General features: G+C 52.7%; 19 protein-coding genes. 17 read left to right on the top strand and 2 right to left on the bottom strand.

The window, feature by feature from the left end; translation table 11 throughout:
• Positions 1 to 475: 475 nt before the first annotated feature.
• From NST26_RS24395 to NST26_RS24335, 13 genes are all read left to right on the top strand, one after another.
• Complete coding sequence (locus NST26_RS24395; protein WP_340950798.1) at positions 476 to 835, top strand: hypothetical protein; 360 nt, start codon at positions 476 to 478, stop codon at positions 833 to 835.
• A gap of 40 nt (positions 836 to 875) precedes the next feature.
• Positions 876 to 1,055: a YfhD family protein gene (locus NST26_RS24390; RefSeq protein WP_036732220.1), complete on the top strand. Its 180-nt coding sequence runs from the start codon at positions 876 to 878 to the stop codon at positions 1,053 to 1,055.
• Between the two features lie 122 nt (positions 1,056 to 1,177).
• Entirely contained in the window at positions 1,178 to 1,552 is a 375-nt protein-coding gene (locus NST26_RS24385; protein ID WP_339250305.1) for a hypothetical protein, read from the top strand.
• A 174-nt stretch (positions 1,553 to 1,726) separates the two neighbouring features.
• Positions 1,727 to 2,638, top strand: a complete 912-nt coding sequence (locus NST26_RS24380) for a methyl-accepting chemotaxis protein (RefSeq protein WP_339311119.1) — start codon at positions 1,727 to 1,729, stop codon at positions 2,636 to 2,638.
• Between the two features lie 188 nt (positions 2,639 to 2,826).
• Positions 2,827 to 3,384 (top strand): RNA polymerase sigma factor, encoded by a 558-nt coding sequence (locus tag NST26_RS24375; protein WP_209872145.1) that lies wholly within the window; start codon positions 2,827 to 2,829, stop codon positions 3,382 to 3,384.
• Complete coding sequence (locus NST26_RS24370; RefSeq protein ID WP_340950800.1) at positions 3,344 to 5,005, top strand: DUF4179 domain-containing protein; 1,662 nt, start codon at positions 3,344 to 3,346, stop codon at positions 5,003 to 5,005. The genes NST26_RS24375 and NST26_RS24370 overlap by 41 nt, the downstream gene beginning before the upstream one ends.
• Positions 5,006 to 5,124: 119 nt before the next feature.
• Positions 5,125 to 5,706: a DNA-3-methyladenine glycosylase I gene (locus NST26_RS24365; protein ID WP_340979962.1), complete on the top strand. Its 582-nt coding sequence runs from the start codon at positions 5,125 to 5,127 to the stop codon at positions 5,704 to 5,706.
• Positions 5,707 to 5,866: 160 nt separating this feature from the next.
• Positions 5,867 to 6,925, top strand: a complete 1,059-nt coding sequence (prmA, locus tag NST26_RS24360; protein WP_340979960.1) for a 50S ribosomal protein L11 methyltransferase — start codon at positions 5,867 to 5,869, stop codon at positions 6,923 to 6,925.
• 2 nt (positions 6,926 to 6,927) lie between these two features.
• Positions 6,928 to 7,611, top strand: a complete 684-nt coding sequence (locus NST26_RS24355) for a site-2 protease family protein (protein WP_209987764.1) — start codon at positions 6,928 to 6,930, stop codon at positions 7,609 to 7,611.
• A gap of 163 nt (positions 7,612 to 7,774) precedes the next feature.
• Positions 7,775 to 8,539: an RsmE family RNA methyltransferase gene (locus tag NST26_RS24350; RefSeq protein ID WP_340979957.1), complete on the top strand. Its 765-nt coding sequence runs from the start codon at positions 7,775 to 7,777 to the stop codon at positions 8,537 to 8,539.
• A 3-nt stretch (positions 8,540 to 8,542) separates the two neighbouring features.
• The gene (gene mtaB, locus NST26_RS24345) at positions 8,543 to 9,892 is read left to right on the top strand and encodes a tRNA (N(6)-L-threonylcarbamoyladenosine(37)-C(2))-methylthiotransferase MtaB (protein WP_340979956.1); all 1,350 of its coding nucleotides are present in this window, start codon (positions 8,543 to 8,545) and stop codon (positions 9,890 to 9,892) included.
• A gap of 276 nt (positions 9,893 to 10,168) precedes the next feature.
• Entirely contained in the window at positions 10,169 to 12,415 is a 2,247-nt protein-coding gene (locus tag NST26_RS24340; RefSeq protein ID WP_340979955.1) for an Ig-like domain-containing protein, read from the top strand.
• A gap of 134 nt (positions 12,416 to 12,549) precedes the next feature.
• Positions 12,550 to 12,756, top strand: coding sequence for a hypothetical protein (locus tag NST26_RS24335; protein ID WP_340979954.1), 207 nt, complete (start codon positions 12,550 to 12,552; stop codon positions 12,754 to 12,756).
• 121 nt (positions 12,757 to 12,877) lie between these two features.
• On the opposite strand, the gene NST26_RS24330 is transcribed toward NST26_RS24335, so the two are convergent.
• Complete coding sequence (locus NST26_RS24330) at positions 12,878 to 13,255, bottom strand: SpoIIAA family protein (RefSeq protein WP_036732199.1); 378 nt, start codon at positions 13,253 to 13,255, stop codon at positions 12,878 to 12,880.
• 149 nt (positions 13,256 to 13,404) lie between these two features.
• Positions 13,405 to 14,394 carry a Na/Pi cotransporter family protein gene (locus NST26_RS24325; protein ID WP_340980865.1) on the bottom strand — a complete coding sequence of 330 codons (990 nt, stop codon included), beginning with the start codon at positions 14,392 to 14,394 and terminating at the stop codon, positions 13,405 to 13,407.
• 100 nt (positions 14,395 to 14,494) lie between these two features.
• Between NST26_RS24325 and NST26_RS24320 the strand changes: the two genes are divergently transcribed.
• From NST26_RS24320 to NST26_RS24305, 4 genes are all read left to right on the top strand, one after another.
• Positions 14,495 to 15,898: a class I SAM-dependent rRNA methyltransferase gene (locus tag NST26_RS24320; protein ID WP_340979953.1), complete on the top strand. Its 1,404-nt coding sequence runs from the start codon at positions 14,495 to 14,497 to the stop codon at positions 15,896 to 15,898.
• 642 nt (positions 15,899 to 16,540) lie between these two features.
• Entirely contained in the window at positions 16,541 to 17,431 is an 891-nt protein-coding gene (locus NST26_RS24315) for a carbohydrate ABC transporter permease (RefSeq protein WP_340979952.1), read from the top strand.
• Positions 17,432 to 17,452: 21 nt separating this feature from the next.
• A complete protein-coding gene (locus NST26_RS24310) occupies positions 17,453 to 18,334 on the top strand; it encodes a carbohydrate ABC transporter permease (protein ID WP_081751106.1) in 882 nt (293 codons plus the stop codon).
• Positions 18,335 to 18,398: 64 nt separating this feature from the next.
• Positions 18,399 to 20,153, top strand: coding sequence for a sensor histidine kinase (locus NST26_RS24305; RefSeq protein ID WP_340979950.1), 1,755 nt, complete (start codon positions 18,399 to 18,401; stop codon positions 20,151 to 20,153).

Here is a 20,153-nt window from a genome sequence, read left to right as displayed (position 1 = left end):
GGCTTACATCTCTCCTGCTACAGACAGTAGCCGGATTCTCCTTTTCTATTAATCCGGTTTATTTCCGTCAAGATTACTAGGAAAAATATTAAGAAGATTTTACCACTGGTTATTTGTAAAATCTACACAAAATTTATAGAGTTTTGAGAATGTTTTCATTTCATGCGGAATGTTATATGACACAAATAGACTTTTAAAACTACTATGAAGAAATTAAAAGACAAAAAAATACAAAATAACAGAGAAAAAAACAATTATCGTCATGAATACTGACATGAATGATGGTTGGAAAAACAGGGCTGAAATTTAGAAGTGTGGCTTCTGGATAATGAAATCTGCGGACTACAGCGGGTGAAAATCCAGAACTTCGCTGGAGTCACAGCCAACCCTAAATGTATAAAATCATGTCCGGAAATCCAAAATAGCCAAGTAAGCTTGTACGTTATGGACACCAGGCAGAAAGCGGGGAATTCCCATGTCTGAAAAAAGTATACTGGCCTACTTCAAAACCCCGGAGGAAGCGGAAGGGGTCTCCCGTAAGCTGCAGGCACTGCGTGCAGAGGAGATTTCCATTGACCGGTTCAGCAGGTTTGGGGGAAGCGGGCAGGAGCCGGGAGTAAATCCGGTTACCGGCAATTTGGCGAGCATGGATTCGATGATGGCCGTCAGTGACCATACGGGCATATTAGCTGCGGCGCATACGAGCGGGAGCGGAATGAGCCATGGCGGGGATGGCGGGCCTACAGGCAGAAATATTCTGCTGACGGTTATTGTAGATGCAGCTATTCATGGTCAGGCGATGTCACTGATTGAGGAAGCCGGCGGAATGATTTGAAGCTATGACAACCAGATTAAGTGGAGGCTGATGGCAAGCTATGGACAGAGAGAACTCGAAGATCTTTTCCAAAACCGAAAAAATGAAAATGCTCTATGAGGCGAAGGCCGAGGATGTTGAATTCTCAGCAGCTGAAGCAGATCAGGATGATATAGAGGCCATGGACCGTTCCCGTGAGGCTGATAAGCGGCAGCTGGGAGAGATTATGAAGAAAGAATAATTCGGTGAAGTCAAGAAGAGATGAGCAGACGAATTGTTGCTACGGATACCCTGCGTAAGTGGGGTATTTTTGTGTTTTGGCGTGTATAATGGAGTGATATGCGAGGCCGGGAGGATACATAAGTGAATACAGTGATAATGTGGGTAGGGCTGGCGCTGCTGGTGGCGCTGTTGACCTTCATGAACCAGAAGCAGGTCTATTCCTCGAAAGTGAAACGAGCTTACCGGGAGCTAAGAATGCTTGCTGAAAAGGTTCGAGCAGAGCAGTCGGAGGCGGGAGATCTGGAGAGCTGGGAAGCATCGTTTGCCGAGATGGAGAACCATCCGAACGAATTCAACAAGCTGGATAAGGAGATCGGCTTGCGCCAGGCCTTCGTCCAGTATCTGGAGCGGCATTATCCGCAGGATACGAGACTTCCAGAGCTGCAGGAAGCGGCTGCCTACCGGAAGGACAGCGTGTGGGGAATTAAGATGGGGGACTATGGCCCCAGGAAGTAGTCTGATGTAAATAGGGGACTAACCATCCTTGCTCTGAATAGGCTAAGTTGTTTAGACTCATTATTAATTGATATCATCCAAAGCGCTGGAACAGCCGTTAATAAGAGTAAAGTGAAATAAGCGAGAGTCGTCCGTATATCAGTTAAAAATTGAGATGTATAGGGAGCAGTCAACATGGAAAATCTAGCAGACCAAGCAGTTACAGACGAACTGGTTGTCAAAGCCTTGGAAAAAAACCTTGCCATGATCCGCTTTGACCTGGATCGGCGTGTCGCCTATGTCAATGAGATCTTTGCCCAGTCAGTGAAATACAAAGCGGAGGACATGTACGGCATGCAGCACAGCCAGCTGTGCTTCCCCTCATTCGTGAACAGTCCGGATTATGAGTTGTTCTGGCAGAATTTAATGGCTGGCCGGAGCTTCCAGGACAAAATTGAACGGATGGACGCAGAGGGGAATTCGGTCTGGCTGGAAGCTACATATATGCCGGTGTTTGATGAGACAAATACCCATGTCATCGGCGTATCCAAGGTGGCCACTAACATTACGGAGAGACAAAACAACATGAGCCATGTCGTGGAGCTAATGCAGGGCATGGCGGATAGCCTTAATCAGCGTGCGGACAAAGGAATTGAGCGGAGTCAGGAGCTGCTGCAGAGTATTGACAGGATTGCCGAGGTGTCGACTGAGAATACCGAAACACTGCTAAGTCTGCAAAAGCAGGCTGCAGCGATCCGCGGCGTAGTGCAGACCATCCGTGATATTGCTTCCCAGACTCATCTGCTTGCCCTGAATGCAGCGATTGAGGCTGCACATGCCGGAGAATTCGGCCGGGGATTCGATGTGGTGGCCAAGGAGGTAAGAAAGCTGTCTGCGATGGTGCAGGATCAGATTACCGAAGTCCGGGACAGTGTCCAGGCCATTACGGAAGAGGTCGGCAGAATATCAACGGGATTGAACCAGGTGCAGGATAATGTGCAGCTCAGCCAGCGGCAGATTCAAGTGGCGCTGGATGAATTCACGCTGATCGCTACCTCTGCACAGGAACTGGACAACCAGGCGCGCGAGGTCATGAATATTATCTAAGCTGTGCTTGCTCTGAAATTGAGCAGTTATTCCCGGACAATCTATTGTAAGCAGTATGCAGCCTGTGCTTTTCAGGTGGACATGCTGCTTTTTTAGTACATATAGCTGGATATGCTGCTGAAAATGAACCTTTTGAAGCCCGGGGTTGTTATAAAGGTAATTCAAACAAGAAAGGAGGGCATGCTCAAGTGGGCAACAGGGAATTATTCCAAACCTACAGCAAGGAGGTATATCGTACCTGCTATTATATGGTGCACGATGCTGCCGATGCTGAGGATCTGTGTCAGGAGGTATTCATCACTCTCTTCCGCAGCGAGTGGCAGGGCATTGAATATCTGAAGGCCTGGATTATGAAAATCACCGTCAACACCTGCCTGAACCACCTGAAGCGCAGGAACAGCCTGCAGCAGAAGCTGACGGCCCATCTCCATATGTTCAGGGAGAATCCGCAGCCGCTGGTAGACAAGCTGGTAGAGCAGAAGGAAACGAAGCTGGAATGGGCGGGATACATGTCCCGGCTCCCGGCGAAGATCAGGGCGGTGCTGACCCTGCGGTATATGCATGATTTCAGTCTGGAGGAAATCCGCAAGATGCTGGATATCCCGCTGGGAACTGTGAAGTCCAGACAGCATAAGGGGCTACGGATGATGAAGAGGATTCTGGAAGAAGCGGGCGTTCAGCCCATAACGAAGGAGGACGATGAATATGGACAGAACCGAAGCACAGTTAAAGCGTCGCTTAAATGAGGATCAGGAGCTGAATTATCCTGATTTCGAGCAGATGTGGGGCAGAATGGAGCAGGCTGGATATGCATCATCCAAAGGCGGCAGCCGTGCGGGAGCAGGCAGCCCGGTCCGCCACCGCAACTGGCGAAAGATCACTGTCGCAGCCTCCTTCAGCGTAGTGCTGATGGCTGTTCCTGTGTATGCCGCTGTGCAAGTTGACTGGGGGAATCTGCTGAACCATAGAAGCGGTGTACAGGCGGCGCTGGCACAGAATCTGGGTCAGCCGCTCGGACAGACGATCACCAAGGATGGAGTCACCCTGACGCTACATACGGCGCTCTCCGATGAGAACCGGACGGTAATTCTGTACAGCCTAGATGTCGGGGGAGACAAGGGCAATGGAATGTGGAATGTGAATGGAATGTCTCTTAAGGATGCAAATGGGAACGGCGATGACAATGAATACAACTACCAGCAGTGGGACGAGAAGAACCAGCGTTACAACGGTTATTTCGAGACAAACTGGAGTCCGGGACAGGAGACGGTCAAGGTGAGTCTGACCGCAACAGGAATTCAATCCTACTCCCAGCAGGAGGTAGACTTGAAGCTGGATACGGACTCACCGGAGCGGCAGAGCTTCCCGGTGAACCGGGATGGGCTGGAGTCGTTCAGTGTTCAGCCCTTTAAGGAAGGGAATGAACAGCTGATGCTGTCCACGGCTGCAATCTTTAATAATCCCGAAGCTAAGAGCTTGGCATACCCGCAAATCATAGCATATAGAGATGGAGAGCCTGTCAAGAATTCTCAGTCAGGTGCAATGGGCAAGCCGGGGGATAACGGGGAATACACCTCAATTCAGTATTACAATCCTGTAGATGTCCCTCGGGCAGAGACAGCCTATAAACTCAGCTATACCAAGCTGGAACGTAATATTGATGGCCCATGGACGTTCGATTTTGAGCTGAGCAAGAAGAAAATGGCGGGTGCTACCATCAAGACGGCACTGGATCTGCCGCTGGAAGCGGAAGACGCCGGTAACCGGATTGAGCAAATGGTAATAACACCTACACAAATCCGTGTATCCATCCGGACTAAAGCCAAATTCGCTGAGCTGCCTTATGTTAATTATACTCTTGAGGTAGGCGGACAGAAATTGGAAGGCGGATTGTGGTATTCGACAACGGAGGACAAGGATCTGAGAACGCTGCGCTTCGAGCGGCCTGTAGATCTTGAGATTACAAAAACAACGCCAATGACGCTTGTAGGTAATTATAAGGTTACCCGGCATGAGGATGACAAGAAGCCACTGGAAATAACCAACATCTCCAGTGAGAAGCAGACGCTAATCCGGCAAACCGGCGGGTATCCGGTGCAGTGGACCTACTATATGCGGGGAGCAGACCTCTACGTGGAGACGAAGAGCGATGATCCGAATTTTGGCGGCGTGAATCAGACTCATATTGGCACAGGTAAAGATCGAATCTTGGGTAAAATAGTAACTGTAAACTTCCGTGGAAACGGAAACAATCACAGCATTGATGTATATAAGGATTTCAAAGGCACAGAGGCTTCAATATACATGTTCTTCTACTCTACCAATGAACCGGACAAAGAGACACGAGTACAGCTGCAAGGACAATAATAACATTATTTCATTATTTTAACGGGAAGAACCTTGTGTTCTTCTCTTTTTTTCGTATACAGTTAGAAGATATGGCTATGAATAGCTGCCAGAATTATAAGACAAAGGAGAGAATAACTATGGAAATTAAGCGCTGCGACTGGGTAAACTCGGACCCGGTATATATAGCTTATCATGATGAAGAGTGGGGCAAGCCGCTGGTTGATGACCTGAAGCTGTTCGAGCTGCTGATGCTGGAGGGGATGCAGGCCGGACTGAGCTGGTATACGGTGCTGAAGAAGCGGGAGGGCTTCCGCGAGGCTTTTGACGGCTTTGATCCGGAGAAGATCGTGCTGTATGGGGAGGACAAGGTCGAAGAGCTGATGCAAAATGTGGGGATTGTGCGCAACCGTCTGAAGATTAAGGGAGTGATTACCAATGCACAGGTGTACCAGCAGATCTGCCGGGAGGAAGAGGGTGGCTTTGCCGGTTATTTGTGGAGCTTTGTCGGCGGGACGCCGGTGGTGAATCACTGGAAGAACAGAGCCGAGGTTCCCGCGACGACCCCACAGTCCGATCTGATGAGCAAGGCGCTCAAGCGCAAAGGCATGAAGTTCGTCGGCTCGACGATCTGCTATGCATTTATGCAGGCTGCCGGGATGGTAGATGACCATGCGCTGGATTGTTTTTGCCGCAGCACCCCGTCTGCCGTAGAGAGTTGAACGCAGTTTGGCGCTGAACGGGTAAGAAATGCTATACTAGCTAAGATAAGCTTCGAGGGACATTATGCTCCCAAAACTGAGTCTATGCTTCCGAAGTAAGTTTGTTCGAAGCAGAATCGAGAGAAGTAACGCTCACAAACTTTTAGGAGGATTCATTACCATGCTATGGCACGAATTGACGGTACATACAACCGAGGAAGCACAGGAGATGATATCCAATCTGCTGGTTGAGGCCGGAGCGGGCGGAGTCTCTATTGAAGAATCCGGGACGCTGAATAAAAACCGGGATACACGTTACGGTGAACTATACGACGAACCGCTCAATGACATCCCCGAAGGGGAAGCGGTCATTAAAGGATATTATGCGGAATCGGTGGACATGGACGCGGTTGTGTCCGAGGTGACGCCAAGGGTGGAAGAGCTGAGAGAGTTCGGCATCGACCCCGGGCTGGCACAGATCTCCTGGAAGACGGTGGATGAGGAGGATTGGGCCCATGCCTGGAAGCAGTACTTCAAGCCGCTGCGCGTCTCGGAGCGGCTGACCATTAAGCCGACATGGGAAGAATATACCCCGGCCTCTGCGGATGAAAAAATTATTGAGATCGACCCCGGCATGGCCTTCGGAACCGGGACGCATCCGACAACGGCGCTGTGCCTTCGCGCTCTTGAGAAGCATATTGTCAGCGGTGACGAGGTCATCGATGTAGGTACGGGCTCCGGCATCCTTGCTGTCGGAGCGATGCTGCTCGGTGCCGCCTCTGTCCTGGCGCTGGATCTGGACCCGGTCGCCGTAGAGAGTGCCCGTGAGAATGTGGCGCTGAACCGGCTGGAGTCAGCAATCACCGTGAAGGAGAGCGATCTGCTCTCGCTGCTGGGCGGTGAGGGGGCGGCGGATACCGCAGCCGGAGAGATGTGGCCTTCAGCCCGGCCAAGCAATACGGCTGACCAAGAGGCCGTTCCTGTTGTTGCCCCGGCGGCAGACGGGCTGGGAGTGACTCTGCCGGTCCGTGTGGTCGTGGCGAATATTCTGGCCGAGATTATTGTGCTGTTCACGGACGATGTCTACCGTGCGCTTCAGCCGGAGGGGATCTATATTACCTCGGGGATTTATAAGGATAAGGAAGGGTTGGTCGCGGAAGCGCTGAAGTCTTCCGGTTTCGAGATTTTAGAAGTAACCCGCGAAGAAGATTGGGTGGCGTTCACAGCCGGAAAGAGGTAGACATGGGTTCCCTGGATCAAATTTTAGTATATCCTTTGCAGCAGCTTCCGTTTTTTCTGATTACGATTGTTATTGCGTTTACGGTGCATGAATTCGCCCACGCCTATTTTGCCAATAAATTCGGGGACCCTACAGCACGCCTGCTGGGCCGTATGACCTTGAATCCGGCGGTGCACTTTGATCTCTTCGGTATCATTTTGCTGCTGATTGCGGGCTTCGGCTGGGCGCGCCCGGTCCCCGTGAACCGGGATAACTTCCGCCGTCCCCGCCTGATGGGTGTCATCGTATCTGCCGCCGGGCCTATCAGCAATCTGCTGCTGGGTATTCTGGGCGCGCTGATCTATGCGATTCTTGTGGGAACAGGCACGATGGATTCGATCAAGAACGAGCAGGTGCTCCGGGCGCTGATCTGGTTCTTCGGGATGTTCATTCACTTCAACTTCTTCCTCTTCGTATTTAACCTGATTCCGCTGCCGCCGCTGGACGGTTACCGGATCGTAGAGGATATCGCACCGCGTCCGATCCGTGGAAGACTTCAGCAGTATGAGCAGTATACGGTTTTCCTTTTCCTGCTGATCATCTTCATTCCGGGTCTGCGCGCCTATACGATAGAACCGCTTAGCTACTGGGCGACACGTACGGGTAATGATTTCTTCCAGCTGTTCCTAAAGATGTTCGGGGTCTGAGTACGGCATAACGGACAGGGACTGTTCAGTGCATGGCAAACGTTGTAGAATATAATGTGATTATTAAGTAGATGAATGATACGTGTGAAGCGGCGGCCGGGACCTGATTTGGCGGGGACTACGCCGCTTTTACGCTGAATAACGGACAGAATGAGGTTGAGAGATGCAGCGTTATTTCGTAACTCCGGCACAGTTCGGACAAGACAAGGTTAGCATTGACGGTGAAGACGCCCGCCATATCGCCAAGGTCATGCGCGGCAAGGCCGGGGACAAGCTGATCGTCAGCGACGGCGTGGCCCGCGAGGCGCTGGCCGAGATTGCTGACATAGAGATTGGACTCGTTACCGTGAACATACTGGAGCCTCTGGCTATGACTCATGAAGCGCGCATTCAGATTACTGTCGCCCAGAGCCTGCCCAAAGGGGACAAGCTGGAGACAGTCATTCAGAAATGCACGGAGATCGGGGCTGTAGCCTTCACGCCGTTCCTCTCAGAGCGGACGATTGTGCAGTACGATGAGCGCAAGGAGAGTAAGCGGCTAGAGCGTTGGCGCAAAATCTGTAAGGAGGCTGCCGAACAGGCGCACCGGAATATTGTTCCGCTGGTGCATTCGCCGCTTAGCTGGAAGCAGCTGCTCCAGAGCTTCAACGGCTATGATGCCGTCTATTTCTGCTATGAGAAGGAAGAGGGCCTCCAGCTCCGCAGCGCAGCCGCGCCATGGCTGGCATCGCTTCCGCAGGAAGCTGCGGCTAAAGTGATGATCGTTGTAGGGCCGGAGGGCGGCTTCAGTACGGAGGAATGCCGACTGGCTGAGGAAGCCGGGGCAGTCTCTGTCGGGCTGGGACCGCGTATTCTGCGCTGTGAAACCGCAGGTATGGTTGCCGCCGCCTGCATTTTATATGAATCCGGAGAAATGGGAGGAGCTTAAACCATGCCATCTGTAGCTTTTTATACATTGGGCTGCAAAGTCAATTTCTATGATACCGAGGCCATCTGGCAGCTCTTTAAGAATGATGGATACGAGCAGGTAGATTTCGAGGGGTCCGCCGATGTCTATCTGATTAACACCTGTACAGTGACCAATACGGGCGACAAAAAAAGCCGGCAGATGATCCGCCGCGCAGTGCGCCGCAATCCAGACGCCATCGTAGCGGTTACCGGCTGCTACGCGCAGACCTCACCTGGAGAGATTCTCGATATTCCCGGAGTCGATCTGGTGATCGGCAACCAGGACCGTGAACAGATCATGACGCATGTAAAGAATATTCAGGAGTCACGCCAGCCCGTGAATGCGGTCCGCAACATTATGAAAACGCGTGAGTTCGAGGAGATGGATGTGCCCGGGTTCGCTGACCGGACGCGGGCGTTCATGAAGATACAGGACGGCTGCAACAACTTCTGTACCTTCTGCATTATTCCCTGGTCGCGCGGTCTGTCGCGCAGCCGTGATCCGAAATCGATTGTCGCCCAGGCGCATCAGCTGGTGGAGGCCGGATACAAGGAATTCGTGCTGACCGGCATCCATACCGGCGGGTACGGGGATGATCTGGACAACTACCGCCTCGCTGACCTGCTCTGGGAGCTGGATAAGGTGGACGGGCTGGAGCGTGTCCGCATCAGCTCCATTGAGGCGAGCCAGATTGACGAGAAGCTGCTGGAGGTGCTGAACCGCAGCACCAAGATGTGCCGCCATCTGCATATTCCGCTCCAGGCGGGCCATAACGAGGTGCTGAAGGCGATGCGCCGGAAGTATACCACGGAAGAGTATTTTGCCAAAATGCAGCTGATCCGTCAGGCCATGCCGGATGTGGGCATCACAACCGATGTGATCGTCGGCTTCCCGGGCGAGACGGATGAGATGTTCCGGGCAGGCTACGACTTCATGAAGGCGGTCAACTATTCGGAGATGCATGTCTTCCCGTATTCCAAACGGACCGGAACCCCGGCTGCACGGATGCTCAATCAGGTCGATGAGGAGATCAAGAATGCGCGTGTGCAGGAGCTGATCGATCTCTCTGAAGAGATGCAGCTGGCTTATGCCAAGCGCTTCGTGGGACAGACTTTGTCCGTCATTCCGGAGCGGGCGGCCAAGGGCTCAGCGGGACGCAGCGTACAGCACGGCTTCAGCGATAACTATCTGCAGGTTCTGTTTGACGGCGACGATTCACTGCAGGGCGAGCTGTGCCAGGTGAAGATAACCGAAGCCGGCGTGAATGAATGCCGGGGCGAGCTTGTCAGTGTTAGCCGGACGGCAGCTGGACTGCACGAAAGCGTCCGCTAGGACAGGTGCTTGCGAATGAAAGGATGTCTACTTAGCCGATGAAGGCGACTAGGCATCCTTTTTTCGTCAGCCCGTAATTATCTATATAAATTGGACTTGAAAATATACAGACAGGGAAAAGTGGCGGAGGCATTTTATATAGTTACAAAGACCTGAATTTGCCCGGGAATCGTGAAATATGGAAAATGGGGTAAAGACTTGGGTCGGATTTGTCGATATAGTGGAAGAGAGTGGCAAAAAGTCCACCGATAATCAGACCGTCTAAGGAGAGAACAGATGACCGTGTACAGGAAAATGACAAAAACGCTCCTCATTATGATATTGCTCGTTGTAGCCGCTTTTCCGGTAAACGTCTTTGCCGCTGCTGGAGACACTATCTCTATTGAATTCGACAGCTCAGCCAAGGTAGAGCTTACCGTTGGCCAGTCACCGAAGCAGCTTAAGCTATATGCCAATGTAGAGGGCTCCGCTTCCAAACGGGATGTGACGGCAGCCGCAACATGGACCTCTTCCAAGAAAGAAGTAGTTACAGTATTAAATGGCCAGCTTACACCGGTGAATTCCGGAACGGCGGTAATTACAGCAACTCTCAACAATGCGATAGCCTCTGTAGAGGTGTCGGTCACCCATGCCTTTAAGGAACTGAAATTGACCCGCAGCACAGAGGGCAGCTATAAATTAGGTGACAAAGAGGAATTGCTGTCTGTTACGGCCACCGCCATCGGCGGAACATCGGCCACTGCGGAGAAGGATGTCACGAAGGATGCGGAATGGAGCAGCTCGAATACGGGCGTGTTGACCATTGCTGCAGGCAAGATTACGCTGGTCGGTGAAGGTAAGGCTACCATTACCGCCAAGTATAAAGGGTTAACCGAAACGATCAAAGCGGTGGTAGAGCTTCCTTATGCCGCTATCGTGCTGAAAGACAAGAATGACACCATCGTCAAGGAAATGGAAATGCTGGTTGGGGACCATCCGGCCAAGCTGACCGCCAAGACCAAAGCCACTTCGGCAAGTCCGGAGATTACCCTGGGCAATGAGGTGGAATGGAGCAGCTCCAGCGAGAGCGTAGCTACTGTTAAAGACGGTGAGATTACCATCCTGGGCGTGGGTAAAACGGTCATCACCGCAAGCTATCTGGGTGTCACCCAGTCGGTGGATGTCTATGTGCGTGCGCCTTATGAAGCGCTGCTGCTGACGCCTTCCGGCGACCAGTCGCTTTTCCTGGGGGAGAGTCTGAATGTAACCGCAGCAATGCGGAATGCTGTCAATTCAACCTCGAACGAAACAGCGTCCGCCGTCTGGACCTCGGATAACCTGATGAATGCTACAGTAACTGCCAATACGGCGGATGCAAGCAACGCTTATGCCACTGTTACGGGTAAAGCGGTAGGAACTTCAATCATTAAGGCCAGCTATCTGGGCATCAGCAAAAGCTTCAAGATCACCGTCTATCCAACCCTGACGGAGCTGGGCCTGGAGAAGACGGAGCAGGAAATCTACACGGCGGATGCAGTAAGCCTGCCGAAGGTGACCGGAACCAAGTATGACGGCACCAAACTGGATATCAGCGATGAGATGGAGTGGACCTCTGCGAATGAAGAGATTGTCTCCATCAAGGACGGGAAGTTTGTCGGCGGCAAGGCAGGCACAGCGATCCTGACCGGGAAGCTCAAGACGGGTGAAGTGACGTCTGCTTCGGCTGCGGCGATCCGCTCCAAGAGCGTTCAGTTTAATGTAACGGTTCAGAATAAAGTGCTTGTCCTGATCGGACCCGATGCTGCTCTGGGAGTAGTGATTGGTGAAGAGCTGCCACTGCCCGCTGTCCAGGCTGTGCTGGAGAATGGCGACGAGCTGGATGTATCGGGAACCATCAAATGGGAGCTGAGCGGCAGCAATGCCGTCCTTAAGCAGACAACTGCCGCCAAGACCATCAAGGGACTGGTCAAAGGTACGGCAACTCTAAAGGGAACCTACTCCAACAAGACCATCAGTGTTCCGGTAACGATTGAACAGAAGGTCGTGAAGCTGGTGGTGGAACCGGCAACGCTGGAGATGAATATCAAGGCCTCCAAGAGCATTAAGGCCACAGGGTATTTCTCTAACGGCAAATCTGCCAACTTCTCGGGGGCAATGAACTGGGAATCCTCGAACCCTGCCGTGGCCTCCATTAAGGGTACTTCCGTCAAAGCGCTGGCAGAGGGTACAACTACCTTAACCGGTTCCTATCAGGGCATTCAGGCGACGATTAAGATTACGGTTGTTCCCAAACTGATGAAGCTTACGGTCAGTGAGAACCGGCTAAGTCTTGCACCAGGCGCAGGCAAAAACGTAGTGGTAACCGCGCTGTATGATACCGGCCGCACTGCAGTTGTCACAGGAAGCATGGTCTGGACCAGCTCCAAGCCTGCTGTCGCCAAGGTGAGTGCTACCGGGCAGATTACAGCAGTTAGCAAGGGGAGCGCATCTATTAAAGGAAAACTGGGAACTAAGACAGTCTCGGTATATGTTAGTGTGAAATAGTGTAATGCTGCTTGCGGTTTGAGCGGCAACAAGACCTGCACATTCGTCTATATGGACGGTGTGCAGGTTTTTTTGTTTATGGTGAGGAACCGGAATGCTCAAGATTAATAAGGAGGGAGGAGGGAGAAGTCATAATGGAATTGCTGCCAGCCTGGAAGCGTTGGGGATACGAAGAGGGCAAAGCGGAAGGTATTGAGGAAGGCAAAGCTGAAGGAAAAGCGGAAGGAAAAGAAGAAGGTCAGGCGGAGCTCATCCGTAAATTGCTGCTTAATGGATTTTCTCCCGAAGCGGTCTCTAAGGCTGTTGAATTGCCGCTGGATAAGATTAAGAAGCTGATGTAAATATAGACCCGGAGCCAATATCGGTGGCCCTGGGTCTTTTTTTAGGATCTTTTCTGTAATTCTATAAAATTGTTGCTATGACAGAGCGCTGACTCACAATGAACTGGAAATTTGTAAGGCTTTATATTGAATACTCATTCAACCAAATCAATGCTTGTTCATAATTATCAAAAAAATTCACGGATTTTTTGGTGTTGGATTGTTGTAAATAATTCATGATCTCCCCTTCCTCAAGGAGAAACGCAATTGCCTTGCTGTGATTCAATAGGGTTTCATTGAAGAACTTATCTTTCCATGCTTTTTGAACAGAAAAATGATCTGGCGTGTATCCTTTTCGGTCCACCAGCAATTTGTATTTCCGATTCTCGGAAATGAATTGTTGGCAAGCATGCTCGAACCCATGGAACCATTCATTCACATCATCTGTGTTAATCTTGCCAATTAGATGGGTAACAATTAAATCTCCTGAAACTGTTGTGCTGATATTTTGTTTACTCAACCTTGAAATCATCTCCCTTAGTTACAATTATGCGTATAAATCCCATAAAATCAATAAAGGATAAATTTCTTATGCAATAAAGCTTTGGATTAGTACTGCAGGGCGGATTTGAAGTATAATGAGGACTGCGATTACGATTCTTGGAAGACTCAGGACTGCAGCCGTTGCTCCAGCCTGGACCAGACGCGCATATAGCATAACGGCAGTACACCAAGCGAACAGACGACGTTGAAAATAGTCTGGGCATGGGCGAGCTGGGCGGCAGGTCCGCCGCCGATCCAGGCGGACAGGGCTTGCAGCGGCTGGATGAAGGGCAGGAAGAGCAGGGCGCCGCCGATATTCAGCGTCACATGCGACCAGGCGACGAATACGCCGGAAGGCGTACTGCCAATGGCGGCAATGACAGCAGTGACGCAGGTGCCGATATTCGCGCCGAGGACGATGGCGATGCCAAGCGCAGGCGGCATCACGCCGCTGGCGGCGAGGCCCATCGCCATGCCGATGACTGCGGCGCTGCTGTGCACCATCGCCGTCAGCACAGCCCCGGCGGCCAGCCCCCAGAGTGCGCTGGTTGCGGCATGCCCGAGGAACCAGCGGAACAGGGGGCTGCCTTCCAGGGCGGGGCCGATGGACTGCATGACCGCGATGCCCCACAGGACGAGCGCAAAGCCGGTGACCGCGAGGCAGATGAACTGCAGCGGTCCCGAGATCCGGCGGCAGGCCTCAAGCAGCCGCCAGGACTGCGGGGCCAGCTCGCTGGCCATCACGGCGGCGGCCCACAGGCAGAGCGCCGCGATCAGCAGCGGCGCGGCCAGCATGCTGATCTGCAGGCTGATCAGCTCCGTTGTCAGGCAGGTGCCGATGTTGCTGCCGAGAATAATGCCAAGCGTGCGGGCATAGGTCAGCAGCCCGGCATTGACCATGCCGATGGTCAGCACCGTTACAGCGGTGCTGCTCTGCAGCAGCGCCGATAGCAGGGCGCTGACGATCAGGCCTTTGGCCGGTGTGGAGGTAGCCTTGTGCAGGCTGCGCTTCAGCAGAGGACCGGCCAGCCGAGACAGTGACGCTTCCATCACCTTCATCCCGGCGAGGAATATGACAAGACCATAGAGGACAGGGAATAACAGTTCATGGATCATAAGGACAGGCTCCTTTTTGAACGGGGGTTGTACCAATATATGAACGCCAGGCATAGGACATGTATATTAATCTGGCAACAAGAATAGGGAGTTGAAGGTATTGGCATCAGTAATTCTGGAACGCAACCGTAAAAAAAGACTGGAGCAGGGCCATCCATGGGTCTTCGCCAGTGAAGTAGCATCTGTAGACGGAGATCCGCAGCCAGGCGGACTGGTGGATGTTCTGACCCATCAGGGGCGGTACTTGGCTACCGGGTATTTTAATCCGGCTTCACAGATCCGGGTGAGAATTCTGTCGCAGCATAAGCTGGCGGCGATGGACACGGCGTTTTTTGCACAGCGGTTCTCGGACTGTCTGCAGCACAGGGAACGCTTCCTGCCGGGGGCGGACGCTTACCGTCTGGTCTATGGGGAAGCGGATTTTCTGCCGGGGCTGATCATTGACCGCTTCGGTGAAGTCCTTGTGGTGCAGCTGCTGACACTGGCTATGGATCAGCACCGCTCCGAGATTGTGGAGGCACTGGTGCAGGTGATGGCGCCGCGTGGCATCTACGAGCGCAGCGATGTCAGTGTGCGGGAGCTGGAGGGACTGGAACAGACCACGGGTGTGCTCTACGGCGAATGCCCGCGCCACATTACCGTAAGTGAGAACGGGCTGAAGGTCATCGTTGACATTGAAGAGGGACAGAAGACCGGCTACTTCTTCGATCAGCGGGAGAATAGAGCATCGATTGCTCCGCTGATGAAGGGCTGGGGCGGGCGCAGCGGAATTACACTGCAGAATGTAGCTGCCGAGGATGGTTCACTCCAGATGCTGCCGGTCAACAAAAGCGGCAAGCCTGTCATCTTCCCGTACTGGGATGGTGCAACTGTGCTGGAATGCTTTGCGCATACGGGAAGCTTCACACTGCATGCCTGCAAGTATGGCGCCAAGAAGGTAACTTGCCTGGATGTGTCTGCGCATGCCATCGAGAGTGCGAAGGCCAATGTGGAGATCAACGGATTCAGCGACCGGGTGGAATTCGTGGTAGATGATGCATTTGCCTTCCTGCGCAATCAAGTCAAGGGTCAGGAGGAACGCACTGAGCGGGCTACGGGCGGCACAGCGGCGGAAGGGAAAAACGGAAGCAAACCGGCTGCCAAGGCGGACACCGCGAAGCCGATGACCGCCGGGGGCGGACGCACGTGGGATGTCGTGATTCTGGACCCGCCCGCTTTTGCCAAGACCAAAAGCGCAGTGGCAGGTGCCGTACGCGGGTACAAGGACATCAATCTGCAGGGTATGAAGCTGGTGAATGACGGGGGATATCTGGTCACGGCCAGCTGTTCATACCACATGCAGCCGCAGCTGTTCCTCGATACGATCATGGAAGCGGCCAAGGATGCCGGCAAGGTGCTGAGACTGATCGAATGGCGGGCCGCAGGCAAGGACCATCCGCAGATTCTCGGGGTGGACGAGGGGCATTATCTGAAGTTCGCCATCTTTGAGGTGCGCAGCAAATAGAAGTGTCAGACCCGGCTGCACAGCCGGTTATGGCGGGAAGAGTCTCTTTTATAGAGGCTCTTTTTCTATTTTTTTACAATAGTACAGAATTTAATTGTTCTGAGGCCCCTGTAAAGTACCTGCGTAAACATTGATGCTACAGATCTAGTTAAGTGGGGTTCTGGTGTAGAGTGCTCTGAGGGATAAGTATGTAAGGTGGCAGAGGGGTGCGCGGTAAACGTTCTATGTGAGAAGGGAGAGGGTAAATAGGCATTCATACAAATAGATGTATTTGGTACAGTTAAAAGACCGCCCAAAACCAGAATAGCTGAGATAGGTGTATTCTGTACAATTAAAATCGGCTCGGAGTAACTGTGGAGATGAAAATCTGATTTTTAGTTGCAGAGAATACACTTAAACCTGTTAACGAGCCATTTTGGCCGCTTTTAGTTGTACCAAATACACCTAAAGCTACCTAAAACACAAAACTCGCCCCAGTCCCGCCCCCGCCGCACCCACCTCACGCCGCCCGCCGGAGTCCCGCCCCCGCCTCTCGCCGCCCCAGCTCAGTAACATCCTCCCCTTTCAATAGTTGATTTCCCTATCCCGGCAGCGTAGGCGGACCCTCTATAATCAAGGTACAGATTCTAAGGGGGGCCGTTTATGAAACAGAAAAAAATACATGCCTACGTCTTCGTATTTCCCAGCTTGTTCCTGACCCTGGTGTTCGGCATTTATCCTCTGCTGTGGGCCTTGCGGTATATGTTCTATGACTATCAGGGGTTTGGGACGCCTGTATTTATCGGCCTCGATAACTTCGGGCGGGTAATGCGCGACCATCAGTTCTGGTCCGCTGTCGGCAATACCGGGATCTATGCGCTCGGCAAGCTCGTGGTGACGATTCCGATGTCGCTGCTGCTGGCGATTATCTTGAACCGCAAAATGAAAGGGCGTTCCTTCCTGCGAGCGATTTACTATCTGCCTACGATCTTCAGCGCCTCGGTGATGGCGATTGTCTTCTTCATTATTTTCAACTCCTATAACGGGATCTTGAATCAGCTGCTGATCCGCTTCCAGATCATCAGCGAACCGGTTGGCTGGCTCAGCGCCGACCATGCGATGATGACCACAATCATTATTGCTATCTGGGGTGCCGTCGGTAACTATATGCTGTTGTTCCTCGCCGGACTCCAAGGCATTCCGAATGATCTGTACGAAGCGGCCTCGCTGGACGGGGCGAATGAATTCCAGAAGCTGAAGAATGTGACCATCCCGCTGCTGGGACCGGTGATGCAGATGATTATCATGCTGGCGATCACCATCTCGCTGAAGGGTTATGAGAGTATTATGGTGCTGACCGAAGGCGGGCCGTACGGCAAAACAGAAGTCATGTACCTGTACCTGTTCAAGCTCCTGTTCCCGGTCTCGGCGGAAGCGCAGTCCATCCAGCAGCTCGGCTATGGCAGCGCAGTCGGCTTCACCACTGCGGTCATTGTGGGCGGCGTGACGCTGGTCTACTTCCGGATCTCCAAGAAATTAAACGATGTGTACTAGAACCGACAGGAGGAGAGCAGAATGAATAACACCCGTACTCATACCCATACCCGTCCCGTCATGTCCCCGCTGCTGACCCGCTTGCTCGGCAAGGCTGTGCTCTGGATCTTTCTGATTGCGGCCGCCCTGCTGGCCTTGTTCCCGATCATCATGGTCGTGCTGGGCTCGTTCAAGACGAACCAGGAGCTGACCGGCAGTGCAACCATCTGGCCGTCAAGCTGGCATTTCTCGAACTACCTGGAAGCGTGGAAGAACGCCAACTTCTCCCGCTATACGCTGAACAGTATATTTGTAAGCGTGGTCACCACTGTCGGCACTTTGCTGGTGGCTTCGATGTCCGCCTATGCCGTAAACCGGGTGTCTTTTATCGGCAAAAAAGCGTACTCCCTGCTCATGGCCTCCACGCTGTTCATCTCCATCGGGGCCGTAGTGCTGCGTCCGCAATTTGACCTGATGGTCATGCTCGGCCTGAACAAGACGCTTTGGGGTGTCATTATTATCCTGATCAGCGCCCATGCCACCTGTTATTTCATCTTAATCGGCTTCTTCCAGAGCATTCCGCGCGACCTGGACGAAGCGGCGATGATCGATGGCTGCAACTTCTACTCTGTCTACCTGCGTATCATCTTGCCACTGCTGCGGCCTGCGCTGGCGGTTGCCGGACTGGGGGCGTTCCAGGGGTCCTGGAATGAATATATTCTGCCGCTGGTTTTCACGATGAGCAATCCCCAGCTCCAGACACTTCCGGTCGGGCTGGCGAATCTGCGCTACGGAATCGGAGCGGCGTCAGAGGTACAGCTGATGATGGCCGGCGCATGTCTGTCCATTTTGCCGCTGCTGGTGGTCTATGTATTCGCCAACAAATCCTTCATGCAGGTGACACTCGGCGCCGTCAAAGGGTAGTCCCGGAAAGAGTAGTGTTCCGCCTGCACTGTTGTTACAATGGGTTGCAAGGAGTGGTTCACGGATGAAACTCGGTTTCTACAAGCAGTCTTTGAAGAAAAGAATTCAGGTGCTGTACATCTTCCTCGCCATTCTCTGTATCAGTGTAACCGGAGTCGGTTCGTATCTCTTCGCGGCGCGCAGCATTCAGGGCAGTGCACTTGAGCTGAAGCAAGGCATTTTGAACAAATCCGTTCAGGTGATGGACGAGCATCTCCGGCATATCGTGGTCTCTTCCTTTTCCCTGATGCTGGGCGAAAGCTTTGGTCAAGTGATGAAGGATGTCAGCAACAATAATTCCGCTCATTATTATCAGAATCTGTCGTTGCTGCAGACCTCCTTTGACCAGCTTAAGCTGGTGGAGCCGCTGATTGATACGACCTATCTCAGTACGCCGATTGGCGATTTTTACTCCACTAAGGATTTCCCCGAACGGAAGACTAACTTCAAGGAGAAGTACGGGAGCTATCTGGAGCGGCCGGGCTGGAATACCCTGTGGCTGGGGGCGCATCAGAGCGAGCTGTTTCAGTCGAAGAGTCGGGTGCTCTCTTTGCTGCTGAAGCCAACGGTAATTGACAATCATAATTTCCCGGACGTCTATATGGTTGTGAACATGAAGGAGGAGGCGATGAGGTCCATCCTGGAGCAGGATCTGATGAATAATCAGGTTCAGCTCTTTTTGCTGCAAAAGGATGGATCGATGGTCATCCGGCCGGAGACGCAGACCTACGCGTTCAATACGGAGCAGAATTTCGTCAGCCGGTTCAACCAAGGGACGGCAGGCGATTTCAACTATATCAATGCCTCAGGCGAGGAGTTGCTCGTCAATTACAGCACGCTGTCGATGAATGAGGACTGGGTTATGGTCAGCATTCAGTCCAAAGCAGACCTGCTGCAGCCGCTGAAGCAGATCCGCTGGCTGATCTTCTGGATTATGCTGATCTGTACCGTGGTCGCGTTGGCCTTGTCTAACCTGCTCGCCTCTGCACTGCTGGGGCCGCTCAACAAGCTGCAGCGTCTGATGGTAGAGGTAGAGTATAACGACCTGGATGTACGGTTTCAGAGCCGGTATGAGGATGAGGTGAGCGCCGTCGGCCATAAGTTCAACCGGATGCTGGACCAGATTCAGGTTCTGATTCAGGAGGTGCGGACCTCGGAGCAGGAGAAGCGCAAGTCGGAGGTCAAGGCGTTACAGGCACAGGTGGACCCTCATTTCTTATACAACACGCTGAATACGATCTTCTGGAAAAGCGAGAATGGCGAGAAAAGCGATGTCAGCGAGATGATCGTCGCCTTGTCGCTCCTGTTCCGCCTGGGGCTGAACAACGGGAACGATATTACGACCCTCCAGCAGGAGGTCCAGCATGTCCGGCAGTATTTGCAGCTCCAGCAGAAGTGCTATGAGAATCTGTTCACTTATACGATTGAGGTGGAGGATGATGCCTGCCTGTCCGTGCGGATGTTGAAGATTCTGCTTCAGCCACTGGTGGAAAATTCAATTCTGCATGGCTTCCGCGACAAAGCGGAGCTAGGCAGAATTGAGATCCGCATCTACCGCGCTGCCGGATTCCTGATTCTGAGGGTCACGGACAACGGCTGCGGCATGGATGCCGCTCAGCTTGCGAATGCGGTGAACGGCACCGAAGCGGAGCGCAGGGGATATGCCTTGCCCAACCTGCGCAGCAGGCTCAGCCTGCATTACGGTGAATCTGCATCGATTGCCTTCAGCAGCATTCCCGATATTGCTACAACTGTAACCGTCACGATACCGATCCTCTAG

The organism is Paenibacillus sp. FSL R7-0128 (assembly GCF_038002245.1).
Taxonomy (GTDB): Bacteria; Bacillota; Bacilli; order Paenibacillales; family Paenibacillaceae; genus Paenibacillus_AQ; species Paenibacillus_AQ silagei.
The sequence above is the reverse complement of the archived record's forward strand: the minus strand, read 5'-3'. Positions and strand labels throughout refer to the sequence as shown.

Excerpts from the sequence above, each read along its gene's own strand:
- NST26_RS24390 (WP_036732220.1), top strand. The coding sequence starts at position 876 with ATGGACAGAGAGAACTCGAAGATCTTTTCCAAAACCGAAAAAATGAAA.
- NST26_RS24350 (WP_340979957.1), top strand. The coding sequence starts at position 7,775 with ATGCAGCGTTATTTCGTAACTCCGGCACAGTTCGGACAAGACAAGGTT.
- NST26_RS24365 (WP_340979962.1), top strand. The coding sequence starts at position 5,125 with ATGGAAATTAAGCGCTGCGACTGGGTAAACTCGGACCCGGTATATATA.
- NST26_RS24325 (WP_340980865.1), bottom strand. The coding sequence starts at position 14,394 with ATGATCCATGAACTGTTATTCCCTGTCCTCTATGGTCTTGTCATATTC.
- prmA (WP_340979960.1), top strand. The coding sequence starts at position 5,867 with ATGCTATGGCACGAATTGACGGTACATACAACCGAGGAAGCACAGGAG.
- NST26_RS24335 (WP_340979954.1), top strand. The coding sequence starts at position 12,550 with ATGGAATTGCTGCCAGCCTGGAAGCGTTGGGGATACGAAGAGGGCAAA.
- NST26_RS24370 (WP_340950800.1), top strand. The coding sequence starts at position 3,344 with ATGGACAGAACCGAAGCACAGTTAAAGCGTCGCTTAAATGAGGATCAG.
- NST26_RS24315 (WP_340979952.1), top strand. The coding sequence starts at position 16,541 with ATGAAACAGAAAAAAATACATGCCTACGTCTTCGTATTTCCCAGCTTG.
- NST26_RS24305 (WP_340979950.1), top strand. The coding sequence starts at position 18,399 with ATGAAACTCGGTTTCTACAAGCAGTCTTTGAAGAAAAGAATTCAGGTG.
- mtaB (WP_340979956.1), top strand. The coding sequence starts at position 8,543 with ATGCCATCTGTAGCTTTTTATACATTGGGCTGCAAAGTCAATTTCTAT.
- NST26_RS24340 (WP_340979955.1), top strand. The coding sequence starts at position 10,169 with ATGACCGTGTACAGGAAAATGACAAAAACGCTCCTCATTATGATATTG.
- NST26_RS24355 (WP_209987764.1), top strand. The coding sequence starts at position 6,928 with ATGGGTTCCCTGGATCAAATTTTAGTATATCCTTTGCAGCAGCTTCCG.
- NST26_RS24380 (WP_339311119.1), top strand. The coding sequence starts at position 1,727 with ATGGAAAATCTAGCAGACCAAGCAGTTACAGACGAACTGGTTGTCAAA.
- NST26_RS24310 (WP_081751106.1), top strand. The coding sequence starts at position 17,453 with ATGAATAACACCCGTACTCATACCCATACCCGTCCCGTCATGTCCCCG.
- NST26_RS24395 (WP_340950798.1), top strand. The coding sequence starts at position 476 with ATGTCTGAAAAAAGTATACTGGCCTACTTCAAAACCCCGGAGGAAGCG.